A 25,742-nucleotide genomic window follows, 5' to 3' on the forward strand; every position below is an offset into this window, starting at 1 on the left:
GGTTCGCCGACCGGGTAGCCCGCAAGCAGGCCCCCAAACGGCGCCGGGGCCCGCACGCCCCCGGGGTTATTGGGTTGCGGACCCGCTACGGCCCCCTCGGAGAATGCCGGTCATGACCTGGACCGTGACCCCGGAACCGTACGACTCCCCCGTCGCCGCCGCCCTGTGGCGGGCGTACTACACCGAGGTCAGCGACCGCTGGTACCTGCTGCACGAGGGGCGCCGGACCGACCCGGACGAGCTGGAGCGGGAGATCGCCAAGGAGCCGGGCACCGATCTCGCCCCACCCGGCGGGCGGCTGCTGGTCGCCCGGTACGGCGGTGAGCCGGCCGGCACCGCGGGCGTACGGCTGATCGACGGCACGACCGCCGAGCTCAAGCGGGTCTTCCTGCGCGAGCCGATGCGCGGCAAGGGCGGTGCCGCGCTGCTCGTCCGGGCCGCCGAGCACGCCGCCCGCGCGCTCGGTGCGGGGCGGATGATCATGGACACCCGCAGCGACCTCGTCGAGGCCCGCGCGCTGTACGCCCGGCTCGGCTACGAGGAGACCGAGCGGTACAACGACGACGCGTACGCCGAGCACTGGTTCGCCAAGAGCCTCACCTGAACCAGGGCCCTCTTCTTTTCAGACCGCCCGCTCCACCGGCCGCTCGGCATACGGCCGCTCCCGGCGCGAGCCGCACAGCTCGTCGTTCAACTCCCGCACGAGTTGTACGAGATCGGTCGGCCGGTCCGGGCCCCACCAGTCGCCGAGCAGCTCGGCGAGGGACGCCTCACGAGCCTCGGCCAGCCGCTCGGCGACCTCACGTCCCCGGTCGGTCAGCACCATGTCGAGGCCCGTGCGCACGGCGAGCCCCCGCTCCTCGACCTGGCGTACGGCCTCCATGATCACGGCCAGCGGCACGGGCATCCGCTCGGCCAGCACGGCCGGCTCCACCGAGCCGTACCGCCTGATCCGCAGCAGCAGCCAGCTCGCCGCGGGCAGCAGGTCGTAGCCCGCCCGGGCGGTGATCTTCCGGTAGATCTCGCGCCGCCCCGCGCGGGTGCCGAGCACCGACAGCGCACGGCACACCTCGTCGTACGAGGACCGCTCGACGGGGTTGCTGGCCAGGGTCTCCGTGACGTCGGGCGCGGTGACCGAGCCGCGCAGCCGGTCCTCCTTCAGGAACCAGGCCAGCACGAAGCCGAGGAGCGCGACCGGGGCGGCGTACAGGAAGACGTCCGTGATGGACACGGAGTACGCATGCAGGGCCGGCGGGCGCAGGCCGGGCGGCAGGGCGGCGATGCCGCGCGGATCGGCCTCCAGCGCGCCCACCGAGACGCCGGGCGGCAGCGGGGTTCCCCGGAAGGCGTCCGTGAGCTGGTCGCCGAGCCGGCCCGCGAAGACCGTGCCGAAGACGGCCACGCCGAACGAGGCGCCGATGGAGCGGAAGAAGGTCGCGCCGGAGGTGGCGACGCCCAGGTCCTGGTACGGGACGGCGTTCTGCACGATGAGCACGAGGACCTGCATCACCAGGCCGAGGCCGAGTCCGAAGACGAAGAAGAAACCGCTCAGCTCGGCGGTGGAGCTGTGCTCGTCGAGCTGGTGGAGCAGGAGCAGCCCGAGGGTGGTGACGCCGGTGCCAGCGATCGGGAACATCTTCCAGCGGCCGGTCCGGCTGACGATCTGCCCGGAGGCCGTCGAGGCCAGCAGCAGTCCCAGCACCATCGGCAGCATGTGCACACCGGACATGGTCGGGCTGATGCCCTGCACGACCTGGAGGAACGTCGGCAGGTAGGTCATCGCGCCGAACATGGCGAAGCCGACGACGAAACTGATCACGGCGGCCAGCGTGAAGGTGCGGACCCGGAAGAGCTTCAGCGGCAGGACGGGTTCGGCGGCCCGCCGCTCGACGGCCACGAAGGCGGCGGCGAGGACGACGCCCAGCACCGCGAGCGCGACGATCTGCGCGGATCCCCATCCCCAGGTCGTGCCCCCGAGCGAGGCGACGAGCACCAGGCAGGTGGCGACGGCCGCGATGAGGAACGTGCCGAGGTAGTCGATGACGTGCCGCGTGGCCCTGCGCGGAATGTGCAGCACGGCCGCGATCACGGCGAGCGCGACGACCCCGACGGGCAGATTGACGTAGAACACCCAACGCCAGCTGGCGTGCTGGGTGAGCAGCCCGCCGAGCAGCGGCCCGAGCACACTGGTCGCCCCGAACACGGCCCCGAACAGCCCCTGGTAGCGCCCGCGTTCACGGGGCGGCACGAGATCCCCGACGATGGCCATCGACAACACGATCAGCCCGCCGCCGCCGAGCCCCTGCACGGCCCGGAAGGCGATGAGCTGGGTCATGTCCTGCGCCGTGCCGCACAGCGCGGAGCCGACGAGAAAGATCACGATCGCGGTCTGGAACAGCCTCTTCCGGCCGTACTGATCGCCGAGTTTGCCCCACAGCGGAGTCGCGGCGGTCGCGGCCAGCAGATAGGCGGTGACCACCCAGGACAGGTGATCCAGGCCGCCGAGGTCGCTGGCGATGGTGGGCAGCGCGGTCGACACGATGGTCTGGTCGAGGGCGGCGAGCAGCATGCCGAGCAGCAGGGCGCCGATGGAGACCAGGACGTTCCCGGGCACCTGCTCCCGGACGGCGGCGCCCTGGCCCGAAGCGTTCGTGGCGTGCACATGCCCGGCCATGAGACCTCCCGTGACTCCTGTGACATTTTCCATCGTGACCGGTGCGACCTGTTATGGCCCGCCGAGTCCTTTTGGAAGCTTTCATTCCGGGAGCTGGCCGTCCGCACTGTGGAGAAGATCTGGATAATCTCTGGAGTTCGCGAGGGGAGGGAGGAACGCGTGGAACAGCCGAACGGCCACCCGTGCCCGGAGTGCGGCACGCCCAGACAGCCGGACAACACCCCGTCCTGCACCTGCACGCACCGCGCCGCGGAGGCCCTCCGCAACACCCGTACGACTCAGGCGGCGGCAGCGGAGGACTTCGACCCACTCCGCATCCGCCCGTACGTCGAACTCACGCCCGAAACGGTCACGGCCCCCTCCGGGGACGAGCGCACCCCACGCGCCCCGTCGGCGCAGGCCTCGCCCACACGCACCGACGCTGCCGCGCGGGCAGCCGAAGCGGCCCGGCAAAACCGCACGGACGGCCCGCCCACACCCGCGGAGGCCCCGGGGCAGCCGCCCGACGCCGCCTCGCGACCGCCCCGGACCCACCCGTCGGAGCCCCGGCGCTCCGACGCCCCCGCACAGCCGTCCCCGGCGGACGCCCCCGCCCGCGCGGACGTCCCGACCGCGCTCTGGCACGCGAAGGCCTCGGGCCCCGAGCGCCCCACGGGGGCGCCCGACGGCACCCCAGGGCGAACGCACGCGGACGGCCCGCTCTCCCCCACGGAGCCGACCCGGGCGCCCGACGGCACCCCGCGCCAGCCCCTCGGGCAGACACCGGACAGCACCCCGCGACCGCCCCGGACCCACCCGACGGAACCCCGACACGCCGACGGCCGCACACAGCCGTCCCCGGCGAACCACGCCGCCTCACCACGGCACGGCCGGACCTCGCCGGCCGACGCTCCCGGCCGGGCCGCCGAAGGCGCCCTGCAGCGACGGCACGCAGACGGCCGGCCCTCGTCGGCAGAGAACTCACACCCCCAAGCCTTAGCGCGGCCGGCCGACGGCACCCCACGGCAAACGCATGCGAACGGCCCGCTCTCGCGCCCGGAGCCCGCACGGGCGACCGAAGGCGCCCCGCGCCAGCCCCTCGGGCAGACACCCGACAGCACCCCGCGACCGCCCCGGACCCACCCGACGGAACCCCGACACGCCGACGGCCCCGCACAACCGTCCCCGGCTGACCACTCCGCCTCACCCCGGCATGGCCAGGCCTCACCTGCCGATGCTCCCAGCCGGGCGACCGAAGACGCCCCGCGACGGCCCGTGACGAACCCCGGGCACACCTCGCGCGCTGAAGGCGCCGCCCCGCCGCCCTCCCCCGCCGACACGACCATGCCCCTGCGCCCGGTCGACCCGGACGCGACCACCGTGCTGCCGGCCTCGCCGGACACTTCCGTACTACCGTCCTTCCCGGACACCTCCGCCCTGCCGACCCCCCTGGTCCCCTCCCCCACCGAGCCCAGCGTCACCGACCTGCGGCTTTTCGACGGCAACGGACGGGGGCCGGGCAGGGCGGAACCGGATGAGGCCGGGTCGAGGACCCGGCGTCGGCGGCGGGGCGCGCTGCTCGGTGTGGCCGCCGGGGCCTGTGTCGCCGTCGTGGCCGCGGCCGGGTACGCCAGCGGGCTGTTCACCTACGAGGCCCCGTCCCGGGACACCGCGCTGCCGGACGACCTCCGGGCGAGCGTGCCGGACGCCCCGTCGAGCAGCCCGGCGTCCACGCCCCCGGCGCGGAGCGCACAGGCCACTCCGCCGGCCCCCGCCGCACCGCCGCCGTCGCCGTCGGCCACCGGGAGCCCGTCGGCCTCCCCGTCGCCGTCCGCGTCGAGCGCCTCGCCGAGCCCGTCGCAGTCGGCCAGCCCGTCGGCGCCCCGGACGTCCGCCACGGCCACCGGGCCGGGGAAAGCACCCCCGGACAACTCCCGCCAGAGCGGCGGCCCCACCGTGCTGCGCCTCGGCGACCGCGGCCCGGAGGTCGCCGAACTCCAGCTCCGGCTGCGCCAGTTGTACCTCTACGGCGAGGACCCCGACGGCGACTACGACAGCCGGCTCGAGGAGGCCGTCCGCAACTACCAGTGGTCACGCGGCATCAAGACCGACGACCTCGGCGTCTACGACCGGGAGACGCGGGAGAAGCTGGAGTCGGAAACCAAGAAGCCATGACCGCCCCGGCCGCCCTACTGTGACGCCGTGACCACACAGGTGATCGTGCTCAACGGCGGTTCGAGCTCGGGCAAGTCCGGGATCGTACGGTGTCTGCAAGACGTGCTGCCGGACCCGTGGCTGGCCTTCGGCGTCGACTCGTTCGTCGAGGCGCTGCCCGCGAAGATGCAGGGTTCGGAGGAAGGGATCACCTTCGCGGCGGACGGCGGGGTGAGCGTGGGCGCGGAGTTCCGCGCACTGGACGCGGCCTGGGCCGAGGGCATCGCCGCGATGGCCCGCGCCGGCGCCGGAGTCATCGTCGACGACGTCTTCCTCGGCGGACCGCACTCCCGGGAGCGCTGGCAGAAGGCCCTGGCCGGACTCGACGTGCTGTGGGTCGGCGTCAGGTGCGACGGCGCGGTCGCCGAGGGGCGTGAGATCGCCCGAGGCGACCGGGTCCGGGGCATGGCCGCGTCACAGGCACACGTCGTCCACGAGGGCGTGCGCTACGACGTGGAGGTGGACACCACCCACACCGAGGCTCTGGCGTGCGCGCACACCATCGCCGCCCACGTCTGACCGACCGGACGACAGACACCCCCGAGCGGTCCTCACCCGACGTGCAGCCGGATCGTCCCGTCCCCCACGGCCTCCACGCGCACCCGCGTCAGATCGGCCACCACCACGTCCGGCTCGTGGAACGCGGCCCGGGACCCGACCCCGACCACCGTCATCCCGGCGGCGCGCCCGGCCGCGATCCCGGCCCCCGAGTCCTCGAACACCACACAGTCCTCAGGCGCCACACCCAGCTCGGCGGCGCCCTTCAGAAAGCCCTCCGGGTCGGGCTTGCTCGCCCCGACGGACTCCGCGGTCACCCGCACCTCGGGCAGGTCCAGCCCGGCCGCGGCCATCCGCGCCGTCGACAGCGGAACATCGGCCGAGGTCACGAGCGCGTGCGGCAGCCCCCGCAGCGAGGCGAGGAACTCCGGCGCCCCGGGGATCGGCACGACGCCCTCGGTGTCGGCCGTCTCCTCGGCGAGCATCCGGGCGTTGTCCGCGTGGTTCTGCTCCATCGGCCGGCCGGGCAGCAGCAGCGCCATCGACGCGTATCCCTGCCGTCCGTGGACGACCTTCATGACTTCGTCCGGGTCGAGCCCGTGCCGCTCGGACCAGCGCCGCCAGACGCGTTCGACCGAGGCGTCGGAGTTGACGAGGGTGCCGTCCATGTCCAGCAGGAGGGCGCGGGCGGTGAGCACGGCGGTGGCCGTCATCGGCAGCTCCAAGGCTCAGGACGCGAACGAGGGCGCAACTCAGCCCCCGGGAGGGACAAGGCGGCCCCGCCCGCCGGTCAGGGAAAACGGGCGGGAGCCACTTTGTTTCTCCACGGTACAAAACAATCCCCGGATCGGCCAGGGCCTCAACGCAGACGTTCACTCCCCGTTCAGCTCACCCCGGCTCATCCGGCCACGGCCTCCCACAGGCTCCACACCCCGAGAGCCAGCATCACCAGCGCCGCGATCTGCGTGATCAGCCGCAGCGGCACCTTCCTCATCAGCGCCTTTCCGCCGACGATGCCGATCCCGGCCACCGCCCACAGCGCGAGCACCGCGCCCAGGCCGACGGAGAGCGGGTCGTCGTAGCGGGCGGCCAGGTTCGCCGTCATGATCTGCGTGAGATCACCGAACTCGGCGACCAGGATGAGCATGAAGCCCGCCCCCGAGACCTTCCAGAAGGACTGATTCTCCGGCTTGCGGACCTCTTCCTCGTCCTCGCCCTTCTTCAGCAGCAGCACCGCGGCCCCGCCCAGGAAGAGCACGCCGGTCAGCGCCTGCACGAGCTGCTGCGGCAGCAGCGTCAGCACACTGCCGGCCGCGACCGCGAGCGCGACATGCAGCGCGAACGCGGCGGCGACACCGGCGAAGACGTAGGAGGCGCGATAACGGGTGCCGAGGACGAGGCCGGCCAGGGCGGTCTTGTCCGGCAGTTCGGCGAGAAAGACGACGCCGAAGACGACGGCCGTCACGGTCAGGCTGATCAAGGGTTCCTCAATCGGTCGGGGCTGCCCCACCGAGAGTGCTGGATCCTCACACACGACACCTCGGCACGGCAGCACACTCGGCGCCCGTGCCGTGGGGCACGGGCGTGCACTGCTTGCCGAAGGTCTCGCTGGCGGGGCCCCTGGACGGACCAGTAGGACCTGCCTCCGGGCGCCGGCTCAGACGAGCTGAGCAGTATGTCGACGGTCCGGCGAAGAGCTACTCCCCTTCTGCGCCGTCCATGGTACGCGACACCCCTGGAGCGAAAAGTTCCGCCTTAAAGCTTGTCATGTCATGCACGCGTCACTAACTTCTCACCGGGCGCACACCTCCCCGCAACACGGCGCGACGAGCATTCCCTCGCTCGCAGCCCAACGCCCCCACCCCACAAGGGAGTTCGCATGCCGAAGTTCTACGCGCGTCGACGGCTCAGCATACTCGCGGGCCTCACCGGTCTCATAGCCTCGGCCGGGCTGCTCAACGGCCCGGCCGCCTCCGCCGCCCTGCCCACCCCCGTCAGCGGGGCCACCGCCCGCTCCTACCTCGCCTCGCTCACCGTGGCCACCGAGGACCGCACCGGCTACGACCGCGACCTCTTCCCGCACTGGATCACCCAGTCCGGCGCCTGCAACACCCGCGAGGTCGTCCTCAAGCGCGACGGCACGAACGTCCAGCAGGACTCCTCCTGCGCCGCCACCAGCGGCAGCTGGTACTCCCCCTACGACGGAGCGACCTGGTCCGCCGCCGCCGACGTCGACATCGACCACCTGGTCCCGCTGGCCGAGGCCTGGGACTCCGGCGCCGACTCCTGGACGACCTCCCGCCGCCAGTCCTTCGCCAACGACCTGACCCGCCCGCAGCTCATCGCGGTCACCGACAACGTCAACCAGGCCAAGGGCGACCAGGACCCGGCCACCTGGATGCCCTCCCGGACGGCGTACCGCTGCACCTACGTCCGCGCCTGGGTCCAGGTGAAGTACTACTACGGCCTCTCGGTCGACTCGGCCGAGAAGTCCGCGCTCCAGAACTACCTCGCGAACTGCTGACACGCGCGATTTCGCGCCGGGACCTCCCCGCCGACCTCCGTCGCTGCGTACCGTACGGGGCGACGGAGAGGGGATCGGCGATGGCCGGACTGCGGCTCGGACCGCTGCTGAGGTACACCGACGGCTCGTCCGCGACCGTATGGGTCGAGACGAGCCGTCCGTGCACGGCCGCGGTGCGCTGCGCCGACGGCGCCGGCGGCACGGCCCCGACCTTCCAGGTGGCGGGCCACCACTACGCGCTGATCCCGGTGACCGGGCTCACCGCCGGTACGGCCACGACGTACGAGGTCTTCCTCGACGGCACCCGCGTGTGGCCGCTGCCCGAATCCCCCTTCCCGCCCTCGGCGATCCACGCGCCGGGCGGCGAGGACGGCCTCCGGGTCGCCTTCGGCTCCTGCCGCTGGGCGGCGCCCCCGGCGGGCGGGCACGACCCGGTGGGCCCGGACGCCCTGGACGCGCTGGCCACCCGCCTCGTGGCCGACCCGGAGGACGAGCGGCCCGACGTCCTGCTGCTGCTCGGCGACCAGGTGTACGCCGACGAGACCTCCGAAACGACGCAGCGCTGGCTGGCGGCCCGCCGCGACCTCGACGAACCGCCGGGCAACGGGGTCGCGGACTACGAGGAATACACGCACCTCTACTACGAGTCGTGGCTCGACCCCCGCATCCGCTGGCTGCTGTCCACCGTGCCCAGCTTCATGATCTTCGACGACCACGACGTCATCGACGACTGGAACACCTCCGCCGCCTGGCTCGCCGACATGCGGGCCACCGACTGGTGGCGGGAGCGGCTGCTGAGCGGCCTGATGTCGTACTGGGTCCACCAGCACCTGGGGAACCTCTCCCCGGCGGAGCTGGCGGCCGACCCGGTGTACGAGGGCGTCCGCAAGGTCCCCGACGGCACCGACGTACTGCGCACCTTCGCCGCCCGGGCCGACGCCGACCCGGCCACGGCCCGCTGGAGCTACCGGCGCGACTTCGGACGCGTCCGCCTGCTCATGATCGACAGCCGGGCGGCCCGGGTCCTCGCCGAAGACAGCCGCGCGATGCTCGACCCGGGCGAGGAGGCCTGGCTGCGCGAGCAGGTGCTGGACAGCTCCGGGTCGTACGACCACCTCCTCCTCGGCACTTCGCTGCCCTGGCTGCTGCCGCATCTGGTGCACGACGCCGAGGGCTGGAACGCGGCGCTGTGCCGGGGCGAACGGGGCGAGCGCTGGGCGCGGTTCGGGGAGAAGGTGCGGCGGGCCGCGGACCTGGAGCACTGGTCGGCGTTCCCCGAGTCGTTCGCCGGGCTGGCGGAGCTGATCGCCGAGGCCGGCTCGGGACGGGACGCCCCGGCGACGGTGTGCGTGCTGTCCGGGGACGTGCACCACGCCTACGTCGCCGAGCCCTCGTGGCCCGGGCAGGGCCCGGACGCCCGGGTGGTGCAGCTCGTCTGCTCGCCCGTCCACAACTCCGTCCCCGCGTCGATCCGGATGGGCTTCCGCATCGGCTGGAGCGCGGTGGCGCGCGGGCTGGGCCGCGGGCTCGCCCGGCACGGACGCCTCCCCCGGCCGCCGGTGAGCTGGCGCAAGACGGGCGGCCCCTGGTTCGGCAACCAGCTCATGACGCTGACCCTGCGCGGCCGTTCGGCACGGCTGCGGCTGGAGCAGGCGCGGACGCGGGAGGGGAAGGGCCCGCGCCTGACGACCCTCCTGGACTCCGAGCTTGCCCGATAAGGAGCCTGTTCCGCCCGTTTGTTGCCCTGTGACCCGTGATGCTCGTGACGCGCCCCACAGCGAGGTCAATCCTTCGCCACGGTCCTCGGTTCCCGCTCCCGGCGACGGCATGATGAGGCGGACCGTCCGCTTCCCCACCGACGGACCGCCCACCGCGCCCCACACGCCCGGGAGTCCCACCCTTGCCTGCGCCGACCGCAGAATCCGCCCTGTTCGCCGTCGCCCTGGTCGGTGCCGGCCCGCGCGGAACCAGCGTCCTGGAACGCCTCTGCGCCTCCGCCCCGGAGCTCCTCCCGCCCGGAGCCCGGCTGACGGTCCACGTGATCGACCCGGACCCGCCGGGCCCGGGCCGCGTCTGGCGTACCGACCAGTCGCCCGAGCTGCTGATGAACACCGTGGCCTGCCAGGTGACCCTGTTCACCGACGACAGCGTGGACTGCTCGGGCCCGATCCGCCCGGGCCCGAGCCTGCACGAGTGGGCGCGCGGCACGCTCGGCCCGGACGAGTACCCGACCCGGGCGGAGTACGGCCGTTACCTGGAGTGGGTGTTCGCACGCGTCGTACGGGACGCGCCGGCGACCGTCCGCGTCGAGACCCACCGCGCCCGTGCGACACGGCTCGACGACACCCCCGGCGGTCACCAGGCCCTCACCCTCGACGACGGCCGCACCCTGACCGGCCTGTCCGCCGTGGTCCTGGCGCAGGGGCACCTGCCGGCGACCGCTGACCCGGCCGAGCGGCGCCTGGCGGCCCACGCCGCACACCACGGCCTGCGCCACGTCCCGCCCGCCAACCCGGCCGACGTCGACCTGTCCTGCGTACCGCCCGGCGAGCCGGTCCTGCTGCGCGGCCTCGGCCTCAACTTCTTCGACCACACGGCCCTGCTGACGACCGGCCGCGGCGGCCGTTTCGTACCGGACGCCCGGGGCCTGCGCTATCTCCCCTCCGGCCGCGAACCGCGGCTGTACGCCGGTTCCCGGCGCGGCGTCCCGTACCAGGCGCGCGGCGACAACGCGAAGGGGGCGTACGGCCGGCACGTCCCGCTGGTCCTCACGGTGGACGTGATCGCGGGTTTCCGCAAGCGCGCCGACTCCGGGGAGGCGCCCGACTTCCTGGCGGAGATATGGCCGTTGGTCGCGAAGGAGGTGGAGACGGTGTACTGCACCGCGCTGCTCCGGCGGGCGGGAGCCTCCGCGCGCCGGTGCCAGGAGTTCACCGGTCACTTCCTGTCCGTACCGCACGGAGATCCCCAGGAGGCCGTGCTGCTGGGCGAGTTCGGCGTGGCGGAGGGCGACCGCTGGAGCTGGGAGCGGATCTCGCGGCCGTATGCCGGACGGGACTTCGCGCACCCCGGCGAGTGGCGTGACTGGCTGCTGTCGTATCTGCGCGAGGATGCCGCGCAGGCGGCTCTGGGCAATGTGCGCGGCCCGCTGAAGGCGGCTCTCGACGTGCTGCGCGACCTGCGTAACGAGCTCCGGCTGATCGTCGACCACGGCGGTCTCGCCGGCGCCTCCCGCCGGGACCACCTGGACCGCTGGTACACCCCGCTCAACGCCTTCCTGTCCATCGGCCCGCCCCGGCGCCGCGTCGAGGAGCTGGCGGCCCTGGTGGAGGCGGGGGTGGTGCGGGTGCTCGGGCCGCGCCTGAGGGTGACGGAGGCGGACGGGGCCTGGGCGGCGCACTCACCCGACGTGCCGGGTTCGGCCGTCCGCGTGAGAACCCTCATAGAGGCCCGTCTGCCGGAACCCGACCTGCGGAAATCAGCCGACGGACTCCTTGCGGAGCTGCTGCGGACCGGGCGGTGCCGTCCGCACACCGTCGACGGTTACGAGACAGGCGGGTTGGATGTGACACCGCGCCCTTATCATCTGATAGACCGTCAAGGAGTGGCGCACAGCGGTCGGTTCGCCTTCGGTGTGCCGACAGAGGGCGTGCACTGGGTGACGGCGGCGGGGGCTCGCCCGGGGGTGGATTCGGTCACACTTTCGGACGCGGACGCGGTGGCGAGAGCCGCTCTACGTGCGGCTGTGACGCAAATCGAGCCCCAACCACAGGTGAACCAGTGGCCAAATGTTGAACTTGCAACCATCTATTAGGCGCGCCTAACGTGGGTTACTCATCGGTTCTGTCCCCGGACCGGCCCTCCCCAGGCCGGCCGACCGAAGGAGACCCCCACATGACCGCACGCCTCAATGGCGCGCAGCCGTACGCTCTCGGACTGTTCCGGATCGTCATCGGCCTGCTCTTCGCCTGCCACGGCGCCGTCGCACTCTTCGGTGTCCTCGGAGGTGTGGACGGCAAGGGCGCCACCGCGTCGACCGGCGCCTGGCCGAGCTGGTACGCGGCCGTCATCGAACTCGTCGGCGGCGCTTTGGTGCTGCTGGGCCTGGGCACCCGCGTCGCGGCGTTCGTCGCCTCCGGCGCGATGGCGTACGCCTACTTCAAGGTCCACCAGCCGCAGGGCCTGTGGCCGATCGAGAACAGCGGCGAGGGCGCGGCCATGTACTGCTGGTCGATGTTCCTGCTGATCTTCACGGGTTCCGGCGCGTTCGGCGTGGACCGGCTGCTCGCCAAGCGCACCTCGGCGCAGGGCCGGCAGGCCACGGACCAGACGCCGGTGGCGGCCTGAGCCGCGGCTCGGACCGCACTGAGCGAAGCGGCGCCTCCCCTCGCGTGAGGGGAGGCGCCGTTCTGCTTGCCGCGTGCGCAGGGTTTCCGTGCCGAACCCCCGTGAACCGCCCGTCACGCCCAGGCGTACGCTGTATGGCTGTCATCGGCCACTCCTGCCGCTCCGCCGCGCCATCGCGGCACGGTCTGGCCCACGGGGGACCAACGGGGAGTCGCGGTGCTGGAGCATGTGGGGTCGCTGTTCGGCAGCCCATGGATCTACGCGGTGGTGACCCTGTCCGTCCTGCTCGACGTGTTCCTGCCGGTGCTGCCCAGCGGCGTCCTGGTGATCACGGCGGCGACGGCGGCGGCCGCGGGTACGGCGGCCGACGTGCCCGACATCCTGGTACTGACCCTCTGCGCGGCCACCGCCTCCGTCCTCGGTGACCTGGCCGCCTACCGCCTCGCCTGGCGCGGCGGCGACCGGCTGGACCGGGCGATCTCCCGCTCCCGGCGCCTGACCACCGCGCAGGAACGTCTCGGCACGGCCCTCGCGCGGGGTGGCGGCGCCCTCGTCGTCCTCGCCCGCTTCGCGCCCGCCGGCCGCTCGGTCGTCTCCCTGGGCGCGGGCGCCGCCCGCCATCGCGCTCGCGACTTCCTCCCCTGGTCGGCCCTGGCGGGTCTCACCTGGGCCGTGTACAGCGTCGCCCTCGGCTACTTCGGCGCCCACTGGCTGGGCGCGAGCTGGCTGGGGACGGCGGTGTCGGTGGCGGCGCTGTTCGGGGCCGGGGCGGGGGCGGCGTACCTGGTGCGCAGGGAGCCGGGGGTGTCGTAGGGCTCCGCGGGCCAGGGGCGCTAGCCTGCCCGCTGCGCCTGGGCGCCGCGGATCTCCAGCCCGTCCAGCAACTCGGCCGTGGCCTGTGCGACGGCCTCCACGGCGCGGTCGAACACCTCCTGGTTGTGAGCGGCGGGGGCGCGGAAGCCCGACACCTTCCGCACGTACTGCAACGCGGCAGCCCGAATGTCCGCTTCCGTGGCCTCTTCGGGCAGGGCGGGCGGACGCAGGGTCTTGATACTCCGGCACATGCCCCCAGTCTCGCCCTTTCGGCCCCCGTACGACAGCGCCGACTGCCATGATCTCCGCGAGGCGGCCACCACCGTGGGGCCGACCGACGAGAGGAACCCGACATGGGGAACGAACTCACCGTGGCCGTCCTGGGCCCCGGCGGCGTGGGGGGTCTGCTCGCCGCCCTGCTCTCCCGCGCCGGCCACCGGGTGATCTGCCTGTCCGGCGAGGAAACGGCCCGTACCCTGCGCACGGACGGCATCCGGGTCCGCAGCGCACACTTCGGCGACTTCACGGCCCGGGTCGAGGCGGACACGCACCTGCGCGAACCCGTCGACGCGTGCCTGGTGGCCGTCAAACACACCGCCCTCGACGCCGCCCTGGCGCGCGTCCCCGCGCCCGCGCTGGCCGACGGACTCCTCGTGCCGTTCCTGAACGGCGTCGAACACCCCGCGACCCTGCGCGCCCGCTACCGCCCCGACCGCGTCGCCCCCGCCGTCATCCGCGTCGAGTCGACCCGCGTCGCCCCGGGCGTCATCGACCACGGCAGCCCCTTCGCGGAGATCGACCTGACCGGCACGGCGGTGCCCCGGGCGCGCCTGGACACCCTCGCCGAGACCCTCACCGCCGCCGGCCCGGCCACCCGGGTCCAGGACGACGAGACGGCGACCCTGTGGGCGAAGATGTCGTTCCTGGCCCCCATGGCCCTGCTGACCACCCGCCACGGCGTCCCTCTCGGAGACGTCCGCACCCGTCACCGCGACGAACTGACGGCACTGGTCGAGGAGACGGCCGCGATCAGCCGCGCGTGCGGCGGCCCGGCGCACCCGGCGCGGGCCCTCGCTCGCTACGACGCCTTCCCGCCACCGATGAAGTCCTCGATGCAGCGCGACGCCGAGGCGGGCCGGCCGCTCGAACTGGACGCCATCGGCGGCGCGTTGCTCCGCGCGGCCGAGCGGCACGGCGTACCGGCTCCGGTGACGGCCCGGGTGGTGGGCGAGCTGTCCGCCGGGGCACATCCGTAGCGGCACGCCGCGTGAACCACGGGAAGAAACTCGCCTGGCTAATTCGAACAGGCGTATCATTGGGCCGTGGCAACGACCTATGACTTTCCGAGTGACCTCCTCGCCGGTCAGGAGGAACTCCATCAGGTCCGGGCCGAACTGTCGGCCCTGCTGAAGCGGCTCCCCTGGTCGGTCGAACCACTGGACGGCTTCAGCGACGACAACGGCTGGCGCAAGGTGGAGCGCCCCGCCTCCCCCGGCTGGACCGCCGACGAACAGGCCGAGGTGGAGAAGCTCCGGCGGCGGGAACACGAACTCGCGGTGTTCATCAGCACGCACCGCTACTGGTCCGAACTCTCCGGCCCCGAGCGGGTGGCGGCCCGCTCGGAACTGAAACACGCGCACGAGGCTCCGCCGGAGGAGAGGGACGGAGCCTCGTAGCGGCTGGACAACTGAAGAAGCGCCCCGGGCCGATGTGGGCCCGGGGCGCTTTTGACGATCCGATGGCGGAAAGATCCGGTGGGCGCGGACGGTTTCGAACTTCCCGGCGATCATGCCTCACCACGGGCCGCGGAACCGCATGCCTGGAAACGGACGCAACACACCCATTCGTGTCACAGGAACATCGCTCTGCATCCACACCCCCTTCACAAGGCGCATGATGCTCCCTCAGCACCTGCACCACGCATGGGGGACACCATGATCAAGCGCACTACCACAGCCGCACTCATCGCGGCCGCCCTGCTCACACTCACCGCCTGCGAGGGCACCGACACGAGCGGCGGCAACAACTCCAAGCCCAGCCAGGGCAGCAACGACAAGGCCGACACCAGCAACGACACCACGAAGGCCGAGACCGCCTCACTGCCCAACATGACCGGCAAGGGCCTCCAGTCCGCGCAGGACCAGGCCCAAGAGGCAGGGTTCTACAGCCTCACCTCGCACGACGCCCTCGGCCGCGCACGCATGCAGGCTTTCGACCGGAACTGGAAGGTGTGCTCCCAGACCCCCAAGGCCGGCGAGCACTCCACCGACACCAAGGTCGACTTCGCCACGGTCAAGCTCGAAGAGGACTGCCCGGGCAAGGACGAAGGCGCCGCCCCTGAGGCGGCCGGTGGCACGATGCCCGACTTCAAGGGCAAGGCCGTCAAGGTCGCCCGCCAGGGCCTCGACGCTTCGACGAGCATCGCCGTCAACGATGCCTCCGGCCAGGACCGCATGGTCCTCATGGAGTCGAACTGGCAGGTGTGCAGCCAGGAGCCCGCCGCCGGCACAAAGCTGGACGGCCAGCCTGTGACGCTCACAGCGGTGAAGTTCGAGGAAGGCTGCTGACCTGTCTCCCGCTGACCGGCCTTGGCTCGCGCCACTGGCCAGCATGATCGGCGCCGTCGCCGCGGTCCCGTCGGCGGTGGCGGCTGGGTGGTCCACCCGGCGAGGGCCCGGTACGGCAGCCCGGACCTCAACTGCTCCCCGAGCGAGGCGTGCCGTGGTCGATCAGCCGGTGGGGACCTTCGGGCAGAACGGGCCCTCTCCTCAAGCCCGGATACCCTGCCCCCATGATTCGCGCTGTGATCTTCGACGTCGGCGAAACCATCACCCGCGATGACCGGTACTGGGCGTCCTGGGCCGACTGGCTCGACGTCCCTCGGCACACCCTGTCCGCGCTCGTCGGCGCGGTCGTGGCCCAGGGCCGCGACAACGCCGACGCGCTGCACCTCGCCCGGCCAGGCATCGACATTGCCGCCGAGTACCAGGCCCGCGAAGCCGCCGGCCGTGGCGAACACCTCGACGAAAGCGACTTGTACGCAGACGTCCGCCCGGCACTGTCAGAGCTGCGGCGGCTCGGCGCACGGGTCGTCATCGCCGGAAACCAAACCGCCCGCGCGGGTGAACTCCTGCGGGCTCTCGACCTGCCCGCCGATTTGGTGGTGACATCTGGAGAGTGGGGCGTGGCTAAGCCCTCTGGGGAGTTCTTCCGGCGGGTGATCGAGGTAGCCGACGCGGCGCCCGCTGAGACGGTGTACGTCGGAGACCATCCCGCCAACGACGTGGCACCTGCGGCGGCGGCCGGGCTGCGTACCGCGCACCTTCGGCGCGGTCCGTGGGGGCATCTATGGGCAGACGACCCGAGCGTCGTGGCGAGGGCGGACTGGCGGATCGACAGCCTTATGGAGCTGGCCGCGATCGTAGACCGGTGACTTGGCCCGCACAGCCGAAGCCGGGCGGGCCAAGCCAGTACCCGCGGCGTAACGTCGCGGCTACGGTTCGGAGTGGACGCACCGAACGGAGCCAGTATGCCCAGCCCCAGCATGCGTGAGGTAGGCCAGCGCATCGCAACGATCCGCCGCGCCCGCCGGATGACACAGGCCGAACTCGCCCGAGCTGCCTTCGTCTCCCTCGCCACCGTGAAGGCCATCGAACGCGGCGCCCGCTCGCCGAGCGACGACACCCTCGACTCGATCGCCGCCGCGCTCAGCGTCGACCCGAGCCACATCGTTACCGGCAGCACCCGCACCGACAGCCGCGTCCGCGCAGCCCTCCCCGGGATTTCCGCAGCGATCGGCGCCTACGACATCCCCACCGACACCAGACCTCGCCCTCTCCCCGAACTCGGCGAGGCTATCGGCTGGTGCAGTGGCGCCTCGACGCGCAGTACGCCCGGATCGCCGAGCACGCCCCGCAGCTCCTCACCGACTCCCTCGCTGCGCTCCACCACACCACCGGCGCCGAGCAGCTGCACGCGGCCCACCTCCTCGCCACTACCGCCCGCTCAGCCACGCAGTGGCCTACAAGTTCGGCGCGCGTGACCTCTCGGCCCGCCTGGTGGAACTGATGCGCTGGGCCGCCGGCCAGACCGAGGACCGCATCGCCCAGGCCACCGCCGCCTACGTCCGAACCGAGACGTTCTTCGCTGCCCGCGCGGCGCACCGACTACAGCCGGCTGACCTACACCCCCGTCGAACCCCCGCCCGGCATTCGGCCGGCGCTCCACCGCTACATGAACCGCTTCCGCCTGGTCTTCGGAGCTTTCGACTTCTGCGTGGGCGAGGACGGCCGATGGTGGTTCCTGGAGTGCAACCCCTCCGGCCAGTGGTACTGGCTGGAAACCGAAACGGGTCTGCCCATGTGCGCAGCCCTGGCAGACCTCTTGGAGAGGAAGACGTGACCGATCAAGCACAGCTCCACCAGCAGCTCCTCGACAGGATGACGGCGAACGGCAGCCTGCGCACCGAGCCGTGGAAGCGCGCCGCCGCGGCCGTCCCCCGGCACGAGTTCCTGCGTGGCGGCTTCTTCCGGCGGGCGGTCGGCACGGACTTCACCGGGTGGGAGTCCGTACGGGAAGGTGACGCGGGCTGGCTGGAGGGCTGCTACGCGGACGAGTCGCTGGTGACCCAGATCGCCGCAACGATCGTCCCGGAGGACATCCGCGGCCGGATCCTGCGCGAGCCGACCAGCTCCAGCACGCTGCCGTCGCTCGTGCTGCGCATGCTGGAGGACCTCCAGGTCGAGGACGGGCACAGGGTCCTGGAGATCGGGACCGGCACCGGCTACTCGACCGCTGTGCTCTGCGCGCGGCTCGGCGCAGGGAACGTCACCTCGATCGAGTACGACTCGCGCGTAGCGTCGCGGGCGCGGGCAGCCCTTGGCCACCTCGGGACGTACCCCGACCTCGTCACCGGCGACGGGCTCGTCGGCCACTGCGCGGGGGCGCCGTACGACAGGGTCATCGCGACATGCGGCGTGCGTGCGGTACCTCCCGCATGGGTCGAGCAGACCCGGACCGGCGGCCTGATCCTGGCGACGATCTGCGGATGGCTCGGCTCCTCGGAGCTCGCGCGCCTGACGGTCCACAAGGACGGTACGGCGTCCGGGCCGCTTCTGGGCGGGGCCGTGTCCTTCATGCTCGCGCGGCCGCATCAGCCGCCGCCGCTCGGCCTGCTCCCCGACCTGGACGAGGGCAAGGAACGTGAGACCGGCACCGGGGCCGACGTGCTGAACAACTGGACCTCTCGGTTCGTCGCGCAGCTCGCCGTACCGGGCGCCCAACGGCTGACGATCCAGAGGAACGGACGCAGCGAGGACGTCCTCGTCGACGTCGAGACCGGCTCGTGGGCTGCGGTGTATCAGGACGGTGGCCGGTGGGTTGTCCGGCAGGACGGTCCGGAGGCGCTGTGGGACCACGTGGAGGAGCAGTTCGGCCGCTGGTGCGCGGCCGGCGCACCGACGCTGGAGGAGTTCACCGTCACCGTCACACCGGAGGGACAGACCATCAGTTGGTGATCAGAGGCCGGTCCCGTTCGATCACAGGAGAGGCCCCTCAGGAAGTTTCCTGAGAGGCCTCTGACCTGCTACTCAGTACCGTGGGCGCGGACGGTTTCGAACCGCCGACATCCTGCTTGTAAGGCAGGCGCTCTACCCCTGAGCTACGCACCCGGCTCCCGGGCCGCGCGCCCAGGACGAGTCGACAGCCTACATTGCCCGGGGCGCGGTCCCGCAAACCCGTTCCGTGAGTGGACCCGGGGGTTAACCCCACTGTCGTTCCGGGAGCCGTCCGGATCCCCCGGCGGGCCCTGGATCCATACGGTCGTAGAGCGCTCGAAAGCGCTCGTCGTCCGTCCAGGGGGAGAACGTCATGGCCCGCACCACTCGCAGCACCACCGGCACCACCCGGACCGTCTCTGCCCGCGCGGGCGCCGTCGCCGGTGCCGTCGTGGTGCTCGTCGCCGGTCTCAGCGCCTGCGGCGCGTCCGCGGGGGACGACACCGACCCCGACCACCGGTCCTTCGACCTCCAGAGCCGCACGCTCACCGTCGACTCCGACGACTCGGCCCTCGAGATCGTCGCCGCCGACGAGAACCCGGCGGGCAAGATCGAAGTCACCCGGTGGTTCCAGGGCTCGGTCGTCGTCGGCAAGGAGCCCAGGGCCACCTGGTCCATGCGGGACGACCGGCTGGTGCTGCGGCTGAAGTGCTCCGGCTTCGTCGTCGACTGCTCGGCCAAGCACCGCATCGAGGTAGCGCGGGGCGTCACCGTGAAGGTCCAGGACGACGACGGCAGCGTGCGCGCCCACGGCTTCCGGGACCCCCTGAACATCCGCACCCGCGACGGCTCGGTCCGCGTCACCGACGCCACCGGCCCCCTGAACATCCGCACCGGTGACGGTTCCGTCCGCGTCACCGACACCACCGGCCCCCTTCAGGTGCGCACGGGCGACGGATCCATCCGGGCGCACGTCTCCTCGCGTGACGTCCGCACCCACACCGGTGACGGCTCCGTCCGCCTGGAACTCGGCGCCGTCCCGGACCGCGTGGAGTCCCGCAGCGGCGACGGTTCCGTGACCATCGCGCTGCCCGAGGCCACCTACCGCGTGACCACCGAGACCGGTGACGGCGGCGTGGATGTGTCCGTCCCCCGCGACGAGAGCAGCTCCCATGTGGTGGCCGCGCACACCGGCGACGGCAAAGTGACGGTCCGAACGGCGAACTAACCGGCCCGTGTGTTCGTCCTTAACCGGTGGGAGAATGACAACCGGGCAGGGTGACCACAGCACGGGAGAGGGATGTGACGGCGACTCCAGCGCAGCCGTACTCGCCGTCGCTGCCGCGCGCACACCGCCCGCGCCGCCGCTTCCCCCGTCCCCCCGGCCCGGTCCGTGACACGCTCACCCTGATGGGACTGCCCCTGCTGGCCGCGCTGGCGCTGCCCGCGGCCTTCGCGGGCGGCGGCACCCGGCGCTGGTTCGGCGGTCGTGCCGAGAGCCAGCGGGCCGAGGCACAGGCCGCGAAGGACGCCGCCGCAGCCGCCTTCTACGAACTCGACACCGCGCAGCGCGACCTGCGCATCTCGATCGAGACGATCACCGCCGTCGACAACTCCCCCGCCGCCCGGCACGCCGTCGCCGACTTCGACGCGCTCGGCCGGCGCATCGACGAGGCCAGCCGCCAGTACATCGACGCCGTCGACGCCCACGACCTCGACCGCGACGACCTGGAGGCCTCGGCCGCCTCCCGCGCCCGCACCGAGCTGACCGCCGCCAAGGAGGAGCTCGGCCGGGTCAAGCAGGAGCTGGACCGGTTCACCGAGGGCCTCGGCCCGCTGCTCGGCAAGGCCGAGACCCAGCTGGCCCGCCTCGCCCCGGCCGTCGAACGCGCCCGCCAGGCCCTGCTCGCCGCCTCCAACGCCCTCGACTCCGTACGGGCGACAGGACTGAAGGCCGACGACCTCGCCGCTCGTCTCGCCGCCCTCTCTCCCGAGCTCACCAAGCTGAACCAGGGCGCGGGGCAGCACGGCGTACCGCAGACCCTGGAGCGGGCCGAGACAGTCACCCGCGGGGCCGAAGCGGTCCGCGTGGAGGCCGAGCGGCTGCCGGAGCGCGCCGCCGAGATCGATCACCGGCTGGTCTCCCTGCGCACGCGCGCCCAGGCCCTCACCACCCGCTCCGAGCAGGTCGAACCGATCCTGAGCGAACTGCGCCGCCGCTTCACCGTGGCCTGTTGGCAGGACCTGCAGCGCGTTCCCGGTGTCGCCGCCGAGAACGTGCGCCAGGCCGAGACGAAACTGACCGAGGCCCAGTCCGCCCGCGACGAACAGCGCTGGGCCGATGCCACGGCCCTGCTGTCGACCGTACGAGCCCTGCTGAACACCACCGACGAGGCCGTCTCGGCCGCCGGCGACCGCCTGCACCGCCTGAACGCCGTGCAGAAGGACCCCCAGCAGGAGATCGAGCGCACCCGCTTCGCCATCCGCGACGCCCAGCGCCTGGCCATGGCCGGCCGCAACACTCCCGACCCGCGCCACGCCCGCCCGCTGGACGACGCGGTGTCCCGCCTGGAACGCGCCATCGCCACCCTCGACGGCCGCCACCCCGACTACTGGCACTTCCTCACGGAGACGGAAGCGGTCCGCCGGACGGTGGCCCACGTGGTCTCCGAGATCCGTGAGGAACGCGGTGCCGGCCATTGACCGTGCCGGTCACCTGACCGTGCCGGTTAATCTGTGCGCATGCCTCGCTACGAGTACCGCTGCCGGACCTGCGGCGACACCTTCGAACTCAGCCGTCCCATGGCTCAGTCCTCCGACCCCGCGGCATGCCCCTCGGGTCACGACGACACGGTGAAGCTCCTGTCCACCGTCGCGGTGGGCGGCTCGGCCTCAGCCCCGGCACCGGCACCCCGCTCGGGCGGCGGTGGCGGTGGAGGCTGCTGCGGAGGCGGCTGCTGCGGCTGACGCCACTCGTCAGGCTTCCTCAGGCTTTCTCAGGCTTCCTCAGGAGTTCTTCAGCTTCGGTTTCCTAGCGTGGCCGGCATGACAGCCATCGCAGCGGACACCGGGCCGCAGTGGGTCAACGACCTGATGGACGCGCTGGGCGCCCCGGGTGCCGGTCTCGCCATCGCCTTGGAGAACCTGTTCCCGCCGCTGCCCAGCGAGGTCATCCTGCCGCTCGCCGGCTTCGCCGCGAGCAGCGGCCGGATGGGTCTGCTCGCGGTCCTGCTGTGGACGACGGCCGGCTCGGTGATCGGCGCCCTCGCGCTGTACGGCATCGGCGCGCTGCTCGGCCGTGACCGGACGGTGGCGATGGCGGCCCGGCTGCCGTTGGTGAAGGTCTCCGACATCGAGCGGACGGAGGCGTGGTTCCTGCGGCACGGCACCAAGGCGGTGTTCTTCGGCCGGATGATCCCGATCTTCCGCAGCCTGATCTCCGTACCGGCGGGCGTGGAACGCATGCGCCTGCCGGTGTTCCTGGGACTGACCACCCTGGGCAGCGCGATCTGGAACACGGCGTTCGTCCTCGCGGGCTACCTGCTCGGCGCGAACTGGCACCAGGTGACGGACATCGTCTCCACCTACTCGAAGGTGGTCCTGGCGGTGGCGGCCGTGGCGGTGGCGGCGTTCATCGGAGTACGGCTGCTGCGACGCCCCAAGGGGGCGCGGGGCTGTGACGATGTGCGGCTCCGCCGCGGGGCGCGACAAGCCACCGCGACGCCGCACCCGCACGACGACCAGGTCACCCGAGCTCTCAGGCGCCCCGCACTGCCCCCAGAAACTCCCGCAGGATCCGCTCCCCCGCAAGGACGCCCCGCTCGGGAAGCGCCCTGATCGCGGGAGCCGTCCAGCCCGTGTCGGCCAGCTCCCCATGGCCCGGGCGCCAGCCCTGGTCGGCCGCGAGGAGCAGGTCGGCGTCGAGCAGGGAGTCGCCGGCGGCGAGGGTGAGATCGGCGCCGGTCCGGCGGGCGACCTCGCGCATCGCCGCGCTCTTGGTGAGCGGTTTCGGCACGGCGTAGATCTTGCGGCCCTGGAGGGACACGGTCCAGCCGCGGTTCTCCGCCCAGACCGCGAGTTCCTTCACCCAGTCCTCGTTCAGCAGTTCACGCTCGACGACGAGGTAGGCGAAGAGGTCGTCGGCGACGCGGTGCTTGCGCACCCAGACCGGGTCGGCGGCCCTGAGCAGGTGTTCCTGCACCTCGGCCAGGGGCGCGCACTGTTCGGCCAGCCGCGCGGTCACCTGTGCGTGCCAGTCGGGGTCGGACACGCCGTCCACCAGGATGTGGCCGCCGTTCGCGCAGATCGCGTAGGTGGGCGCGGGGCCCGGCAGGTTGATGCGCAGGTACTGCTTGCGCGTGCGGGTCGTCGTCGGCACGAACACGGCCGCGTCGCCCAGGTCGGTGAGGAGCTGGGCCGCCGTCTCCGTCATGTACGACAGCGGTCTGCTCTCGTGCACCTCCACGCACAGCAGCCGGGGCGCCCGCGCGTCCGGCATGGTCAGCGCTAGAGCCGCGGAGGAGTAGATCAGGGTGCGGTCGAGGTCGCTCGCGACGAGTGCGGGCATCAGACCGTCACCGCCTTGCCGTCGGCGCCGGTCGCGCCCCGGGTGTACTGGGGGTGGATCAGGCCGACGCAGGTGTAGGGCAGGTCGGCCACCTCCTCGACGGGCACGCCGCGTTGCCCGGCCAGCAGGCGTACGTGGTCCAGGTCGCTGCCCGCGCCGGCGCGTGCCAGGACCTTCCAGGGCACGCGGCGCAGCATCACCCGGGTGGTCTCGCCGACGCCGGGCTTGACCAGGTTCACGTCGTGGATGCCGTACTCCTCGCTGATGCGCTCGACGGCGGCCCAGCCCTCCCAGGTGGGCGAGCGGTCGGCGGCGAGCAGTTCCTTGGCCTGGGCGCAGGCGGCGTCCGCGACCTCGGGGAAGCGGGCGGAGACGGCGTCCAGGAAGGTCACCGAGACGTCGGTGCCGGCGAGTTCGCGGTAGAACTTGGCGCCGTGGTAGTCGTGCGGTCCGACCAGGTCCGCCCGGAGCACGGTCCGCGAGATCAGGCCGGACACGGTCGAGTTGAGGCAGGCGGAGGGGATGAGGAAGTCCTCGCGGGTGCCGTAGGTCCGTACGCAGGCGCCCGGGTCGGCCAGGACGGCGATCTCGGGGCTGAAGCCGGTGATGCCGTCGGACTGCTCGAACTCCTCCAGGGCCTGGGCCAGTTCGCGGGTGATGGCGCCCTTGCCGGTCCAGCCGTCGACGAAGACGACGTCCCGGGGGTCGTGGTGCTCGGCGAGCCAGCGCAGCGCGTTGGCGTCGATGCCGCGGCCGCGGACGATCGACACGGCGTAGTGCGGCAGGTCGAGGCCGTGCCGGTGCTGGGCCCAGCGGCGCATGAGGATGCCGATCGGGGTGCCCGCGCGGGCCAGGGAGACCAGGACCGGGCGGGGCGACCGCTCGGCCAGGACGGTCTCGGTGACCACGCCGACCGCCTGGGCGATGCGGGCCGCCGAGTCCTCCAGCGCGGCGTGGAACAGCTCCTGGTACCGCTCGCTCGGCTGGTACTCCACGGGCAGCGACTCGGCGTAGTGCGCGCCGCCGCTCTGGATGGCCTCCTCGCGCTCCTCGGTCGGCGCCTCCAGCGTCACGTCCGAGAGGTCCTGGAGCAGCCAGCCGACCTCCTCGGGCGCGTACGAGGAGAAGGCGGGGCCGCGGAGGGGCTCGGGCAGCATGGAGGGCCTTTCGGGGGCGTGCGGGGGCTCTGGGGCGTACGACGGCACGACGGCGAGGAGGACCTGCGGCGTGTGTGCGGCGAGCCGGGCGAGGAGACCGTCGGGAGCGTGCAGCGCGGGGGTGTCCGCAGCCGAGTCGACGACGGCGACGACGGCGTCGAAGCCGGCGCCCGCGACGTTGTAGGCGTACCGCTCGCCGGGGCCGTCGGCGGGGTCGTCATGGGCCGGGAAGACCAGGCGGGTGCGTATCGCGTAGCCGGGGTCGTCGACGGCGAGGACGGGCGAGCGGGTGGTGGTCGAGTAGCGGACCTCGACGTCGGTGCTCTGCTCCAGCTCTCGCGCGAGCTGGAGCGGGGCGTACATCAGCTCCTCGAACCCGAGGACGAGCACGCGGCGGGCATCGGCGGGCAGGGCCTCGGCGAGCCGGGCGGCCATGCCGGGCAGGGCGGCCTCCAGCCGGGCGCGGTGCGCGGGGGTGAAGCCGTGCCGCCCGCCGTCGGGGAGGCCGGCGGGCCAGCGCAGGTCTATGCGGGTGACGTGGGGGTGGGCGCGGTTGTCATCCGGGGGCGGGCCGGTGGGGGCTGTTCGCGCAGTTCCCCGCGCGACCGGCCACGACGCTGCCGCAGACGACCGACCACCCGTCGCGGCACTCTCTGACTCGAACCGCGCCACCAGCTCCTGCCCCTTCTCCAGCACCCCCTCGGGCAGCCGCACGGTCCCCGAAGCCGCCGCCACGAGATCCACCCGCGCGCCGATCTCCTCGGCGAATTCCGCGAGGCGCCCCGCGTCGGCCGCCGACCGCATGTCCACCAGCGCCACCACGACATACCGCCGCCGCGGATACCGCGCATGAAGATCCCGGACGGTGTTCAGCACCGTGTTCCCCGTGGAGAACTCGTCGTCGACCAGGACCAGCGGCCCGTCGCCGCTGAGCAGCGCGGGATCCTCCGGCAGCAGCAGGTGCGAGGTCGCGTGCGAGTGGGACTCCTCGAAGCCGCCGGCCGGGGCGAGACCGGCGACGGGACGGCGGGTGGAGTGCAGGTAGGGGGCGAGGCCCAGACCGTCGGCGACGGAGTGGCCGAGGCCGGTCGCGGTCTCCGCGTAGCCGAGGACGACCGCGCGCCGCGCCTCCTCGGCGCCCAGCAGTGCCCGCACGCGGCGGCCCAGCTCGTAGCCGTAGCCGTAGACCACGGACGGTGACTGCGGGACGTGCTTGCCGAGCACGTTCGACACCAGCAGGTGGGCCCGCTTGGGGTTGCGGCGCAGGGCCAGTCCCAGCAGGTCGGTCAGCCGGTCGTCACCGACGAGCTCGACGCCGAGCCGCTCGGCGACCCAGCTGCCCGACCAGACACCCTCGGCACCGCCGGCCGTCCCGGCCCGCCCACCGCCGTAGCCGCCGTCGTCGCCGTCGCGCACCTGGTCGTGCACCCCCTCGTTCACTGCCTTCTCCATGAATTCCCTGCGTCGAAGTCGC

Annotated in this window: 24 protein-coding genes, 1 tRNA gene and 2 pseudogenes; 20 read left to right on the plus strand and 7 right to left on the minus strand. The window is 72.6% G+C overall.

The genetic code is table 11. From position 1 onward, the window contains the following. Positions 1–112 precede the first annotated feature (112 nt). The gene (locus QF034_RS11785; RefSeq protein ID WP_307174896.1) at positions 113–604 is read left to right on the plus strand and encodes a GNAT family N-acetyltransferase; all 492 of its coding nucleotides are present in this window, start codon (positions 113–115) and stop codon (positions 602–604) included. A gap of 18 nt (positions 605–622) precedes the next feature. Here QF034_RS11785 and QF034_RS11790 read toward each other — a convergent pair whose 3' ends face one another. Beyond that, positions 623–2,674, minus strand: coding sequence for an MFS transporter (locus QF034_RS11790; RefSeq protein ID WP_307174897.1), 2,052 nt, complete (start codon positions 2,672–2,674; stop codon positions 623–625). 1,254 nt (positions 2,675–3,928) lie between these two features. Here QF034_RS11790 and QF034_RS11795 point away from each other — a divergent pair. Continuing rightward, positions 3,929–4,828: a peptidoglycan-binding domain-containing protein gene (locus tag QF034_RS11795; protein WP_307174898.1), complete on the plus strand. Its 900-nt coding sequence runs from the start codon at positions 3,929–3,931 to the stop codon at positions 4,826–4,828. A 27-nt stretch (positions 4,829–4,855) separates the two neighbouring features. Then, on the plus strand, positions 4,856–5,386 hold the full coding sequence (cpt, locus tag QF034_RS11800) for a chloramphenicol phosphotransferase CPT (RefSeq protein ID WP_307174899.1): 531 nt from the start codon (positions 4,856–4,858) through the stop codon (positions 5,384–5,386). A 32-nt stretch (positions 5,387–5,418) separates the two neighbouring features. Here cpt and QF034_RS11805 read toward each other — a convergent pair whose 3' ends face one another. Together QF034_RS11805 and QF034_RS11810 are read right to left on the minus strand one after the other, a co-directional pair. Continuing rightward, entirely contained in the window at positions 5,419–6,078 is a 660-nt protein-coding gene (locus QF034_RS11805; protein WP_307174900.1) for an HAD-IA family hydrolase, read from the minus strand. Between the two features lie 185 nt (positions 6,079–6,263). Further along, positions 6,264–6,845 carry a TMEM165/GDT1 family protein gene (locus tag QF034_RS11810; protein ID WP_307174901.1) on the minus strand — a complete coding sequence of 194 codons (582 nt, stop codon included), beginning with the start codon at positions 6,843–6,845 and terminating at the stop codon, positions 6,264–6,266. 399 nt (positions 6,846–7,244) lie between these two features. Here QF034_RS11810 and QF034_RS11815 point away from each other — a divergent pair, with 399 nt between their 5' ends. From QF034_RS11815 to QF034_RS11835, 5 genes are all read left to right on the plus strand, one after another. Next, positions 7,245–7,889, plus strand: a complete 645-nt coding sequence (locus QF034_RS11815; RefSeq protein WP_307174902.1) for an HNH endonuclease family protein — start codon at positions 7,245–7,247, stop codon at positions 7,887–7,889. An 80-nt stretch (positions 7,890–7,969) separates the two neighbouring features. Continuing rightward, entirely contained in the window at positions 7,970–9,607 is a 1,638-nt protein-coding gene (locus QF034_RS11820; RefSeq protein WP_307174903.1) for an alkaline phosphatase D family protein, read from the plus strand. 182 nt (positions 9,608–9,789) lie between these two features. Next, positions 9,790–11,703 carry an FAD/NAD(P)-binding protein gene (locus tag QF034_RS11825; protein ID WP_307174904.1) on the plus strand — a complete coding sequence of 638 codons (1,914 nt, stop codon included), beginning with the start codon at positions 9,790–9,792 and terminating at the stop codon, positions 11,701–11,703. Positions 11,704–11,783: 80 nt separating this feature from the next. Beyond that, positions 11,784–12,236 (plus strand): DoxX family protein, encoded by a 453-nt coding sequence (locus tag QF034_RS11830; protein WP_307174905.1) that lies wholly within the window; start codon positions 11,784–11,786, stop codon positions 12,234–12,236. Between the two features lie 216 nt (positions 12,237–12,452). Further along, entirely contained in the window at positions 12,453–13,049 is a 597-nt protein-coding gene (locus QF034_RS11835; RefSeq protein WP_307174906.1) for a DedA family protein, read from the plus strand. A 20-nt stretch (positions 13,050–13,069) separates the two neighbouring features. Here the strand turns inward: QF034_RS11835 and QF034_RS11840 are convergent, their stop codons facing one another. Then, positions 13,070–13,300: a DUF2277 domain-containing protein gene (locus QF034_RS11840; protein ID WP_307174907.1), complete on the minus strand. Its 231-nt coding sequence runs from the start codon at positions 13,298–13,300 to the stop codon at positions 13,070–13,072. 102 nt (positions 13,301–13,402) lie between these two features. Between QF034_RS11840 and QF034_RS11845 the strand changes: the two genes are divergently transcribed. The 8 genes and pseudogenes from QF034_RS11845 to tgmC all read left to right on the plus strand — a co-directional run bounded on the left by QF034_RS11845 (position 13,403) and on the right by tgmC (position 18,565). Continuing rightward, positions 13,403–14,305 (plus strand): ketopantoate reductase family protein, encoded by a 903-nt coding sequence (locus QF034_RS11845; protein ID WP_307174908.1) that lies wholly within the window; start codon positions 13,403–13,405, stop codon positions 14,303–14,305. A gap of 66 nt (positions 14,306–14,371) precedes the next feature. Further along, positions 14,372–14,725: a DUF8825 domain-containing protein gene (locus tag QF034_RS11850; RefSeq protein WP_307174909.1), complete on the plus strand. Its 354-nt coding sequence runs from the start codon at positions 14,372–14,374 to the stop codon at positions 14,723–14,725. A 258-nt stretch (positions 14,726–14,983) separates the two neighbouring features. Beyond that, positions 14,984–15,616: a hypothetical protein gene (locus QF034_RS11855; protein WP_307174910.1), complete on the plus strand. Its 633-nt coding sequence runs from the start codon at positions 14,984–14,986 to the stop codon at positions 15,614–15,616. A gap of 224 nt (positions 15,617–15,840) precedes the next feature. Next, complete coding sequence (locus QF034_RS11860) at positions 15,841–16,482, plus strand: HAD family hydrolase (RefSeq protein ID WP_307174911.1); 642 nt, start codon at positions 15,841–15,843, stop codon at positions 16,480–16,482. 159 nt (positions 16,483–16,641) lie between these two features. Beyond that, positions 16,642–16,719, plus strand: a pseudogene (locus QF034_RS11865) (hypothetical protein); the annotation flags it as partial. A 194-nt stretch (positions 16,720–16,913) separates the two neighbouring features. Continuing rightward, positions 16,914–17,117 (plus strand): hypothetical protein, encoded by a 204-nt coding sequence (locus QF034_RS11870; protein ID WP_307180117.1) that lies wholly within the window; start codon positions 16,914–16,916, stop codon positions 17,115–17,117. Positions 17,118–17,207: 90 nt separating this feature from the next. Further along, positions 17,208–17,450, plus strand: a pseudogene (locus QF034_RS11875) (ATP-grasp ribosomal peptide maturase); the annotation flags it as partial. Next, the gene (tgmC, locus tag QF034_RS11880) at positions 17,447–18,565 is read left to right on the plus strand and encodes an ATP-grasp peptide maturase system methyltransferase (RefSeq protein ID WP_307174912.1); all 1,119 of its coding nucleotides are present in this window, start codon (positions 17,447–17,449) and stop codon (positions 18,563–18,565) included. The pseudogene QF034_RS11875 and the gene tgmC, both read left to right, overlap by 4 nt. Positions 18,566–18,646: 81 nt before the next feature. Here the strand turns inward: tgmC and QF034_RS11885 are convergent. After that, a tRNA-Val gene (locus QF034_RS11885) sits at positions 18,647–18,718 on the minus strand. A gap of 199 nt (positions 18,719–18,917) precedes the next feature. On the opposite strand from QF034_RS11885, the gene QF034_RS11890 reads away from it, so the two are divergent. The 4 genes from QF034_RS11890 to QF034_RS11905 all read left to right on the plus strand — a co-directional run bounded on the left by QF034_RS11890 (position 18,918) and on the right by QF034_RS11905 (position 22,381). Then, positions 18,918–19,772: a DUF4097 family beta strand repeat-containing protein gene (locus QF034_RS11890; RefSeq protein WP_307174913.1), complete on the plus strand. Its 855-nt coding sequence runs from the start codon at positions 18,918–18,920 to the stop codon at positions 19,770–19,772. Between the two features lie 74 nt (positions 19,773–19,846). Further along, positions 19,847–21,247, plus strand: a complete 1,401-nt coding sequence (locus QF034_RS11895; protein WP_307174914.1) for a hypothetical protein — start codon at positions 19,847–19,849, stop codon at positions 21,245–21,247. Between the two features lie 39 nt (positions 21,248–21,286). Continuing rightward, complete coding sequence (locus QF034_RS11900) at positions 21,287–21,511, plus strand: FmdB family zinc ribbon protein (RefSeq protein WP_307174916.1); 225 nt, start codon at positions 21,287–21,289, stop codon at positions 21,509–21,511. Positions 21,512–21,589: 78 nt separating this feature from the next. Then, positions 21,590–22,381 (plus strand): DedA family protein, encoded by a 792-nt coding sequence (locus QF034_RS11905; RefSeq protein ID WP_307174917.1) that lies wholly within the window; start codon positions 21,590–21,592, stop codon positions 22,379–22,381. On the opposite strand, the gene QF034_RS11910 is transcribed toward QF034_RS11905, so the two are convergent. Together QF034_RS11910 and QF034_RS11915 are read right to left on the minus strand one after the other, a co-directional pair. Then, positions 22,302–23,111, minus strand: a complete 810-nt coding sequence (locus QF034_RS11910) for an HAD family hydrolase (protein ID WP_307174918.1) — start codon at positions 23,109–23,111, stop codon at positions 22,302–22,304. The two genes, QF034_RS11905 and QF034_RS11910, sit on opposite strands and share 80 nt — an antisense overlap. Next, positions 23,111–25,720, minus strand: coding sequence for a phosphoribosyltransferase (locus QF034_RS11915; protein ID WP_307174919.1), 2,610 nt, complete (start codon positions 25,718–25,720; stop codon positions 23,111–23,113). The genes QF034_RS11910 and QF034_RS11915 overlap by 1 nt, the downstream gene beginning before the upstream one ends. Between the last annotated feature and the right edge of the window lie 22 nt (positions 25,721–25,742).

This window comes from Streptomyces africanus, from assembly GCF_030816955.1.
GTDB lineage: Bacteria > Actinomycetota > Actinomycetes > Streptomycetales > Streptomycetaceae > Streptomyces > Streptomyces africanus.

What these genes read in the sequence shown, in the direction of transcription:
- QF034_RS11910 (WP_307174918.1), bottom strand. Translation starts at nt 23,111, where the DNA reads ATGCCCGCACTCGTCGCGAGCGACCTCGACCGCACCCTGATCTACTCC.
- QF034_RS11785 (WP_307174896.1), top strand. Translation starts at nt 113, where the DNA reads ATGACCTGGACCGTGACCCCGGAACCGTACGACTCCCCCGTCGCCGCC.
- QF034_RS11860 (WP_307174911.1), top strand. Translation starts at nt 15,841, where the DNA reads ATGATTCGCGCTGTGATCTTCGACGTCGGCGAAACCATCACCCGCGAT.
- QF034_RS11790 (WP_307174897.1), bottom strand. Translation starts at nt 2,674, where the DNA reads ATGGCCGGGCATGTGCACGCCACGAACGCTTCGGGCCAGGGCGCCGCC.
- QF034_RS11915 (WP_307174919.1), bottom strand. Translation starts at nt 25,720, where the DNA reads ATGGAGAAGGCAGTGAACGAGGGGGTGCACGACCAGGTGCGCGACGGC.
- QF034_RS11815 (WP_307174902.1), top strand. Translation starts at nt 7,245, where the DNA reads ATGCCGAAGTTCTACGCGCGTCGACGGCTCAGCATACTCGCGGGCCTC.
- QF034_RS11840 (WP_307174907.1), bottom strand. Translation starts at nt 13,300, where the DNA reads ATGTGCCGGAGTATCAAGACCCTGCGTCCGCCCGCCCTGCCCGAAGAG.
- QF034_RS11855 (WP_307174910.1), top strand. Translation starts at nt 14,984, where the DNA reads ATGATCAAGCGCACTACCACAGCCGCACTCATCGCGGCCGCCCTGCTC.
- QF034_RS11820 (WP_307174903.1), top strand. Translation starts at nt 7,970, where the DNA reads ATGGCCGGACTGCGGCTCGGACCGCTGCTGAGGTACACCGACGGCTCG.
- QF034_RS11890 (WP_307174913.1), top strand. Translation starts at nt 18,918, where the DNA reads ATGGCCCGCACCACTCGCAGCACCACCGGCACCACCCGGACCGTCTCT.
- QF034_RS11805 (WP_307174900.1), bottom strand. Translation starts at nt 6,078, where the DNA reads ATGACGGCCACCGCCGTGCTCACCGCCCGCGCCCTCCTGCTGGACATG.
- QF034_RS11830 (WP_307174905.1), top strand. Translation starts at nt 11,784, where the DNA reads ATGACCGCACGCCTCAATGGCGCGCAGCCGTACGCTCTCGGACTGTTC.
- QF034_RS11900 (WP_307174916.1), top strand. Translation starts at nt 21,287, where the DNA reads ATGCCTCGCTACGAGTACCGCTGCCGGACCTGCGGCGACACCTTCGAA.
- QF034_RS11905 (WP_307174917.1), top strand. Translation starts at nt 21,590, where the DNA reads ATGACAGCCATCGCAGCGGACACCGGGCCGCAGTGGGTCAACGACCTG.
- QF034_RS11845 (WP_307174908.1), top strand. Translation starts at nt 13,403, where the DNA reads ATGGGGAACGAACTCACCGTGGCCGTCCTGGGCCCCGGCGGCGTGGGG.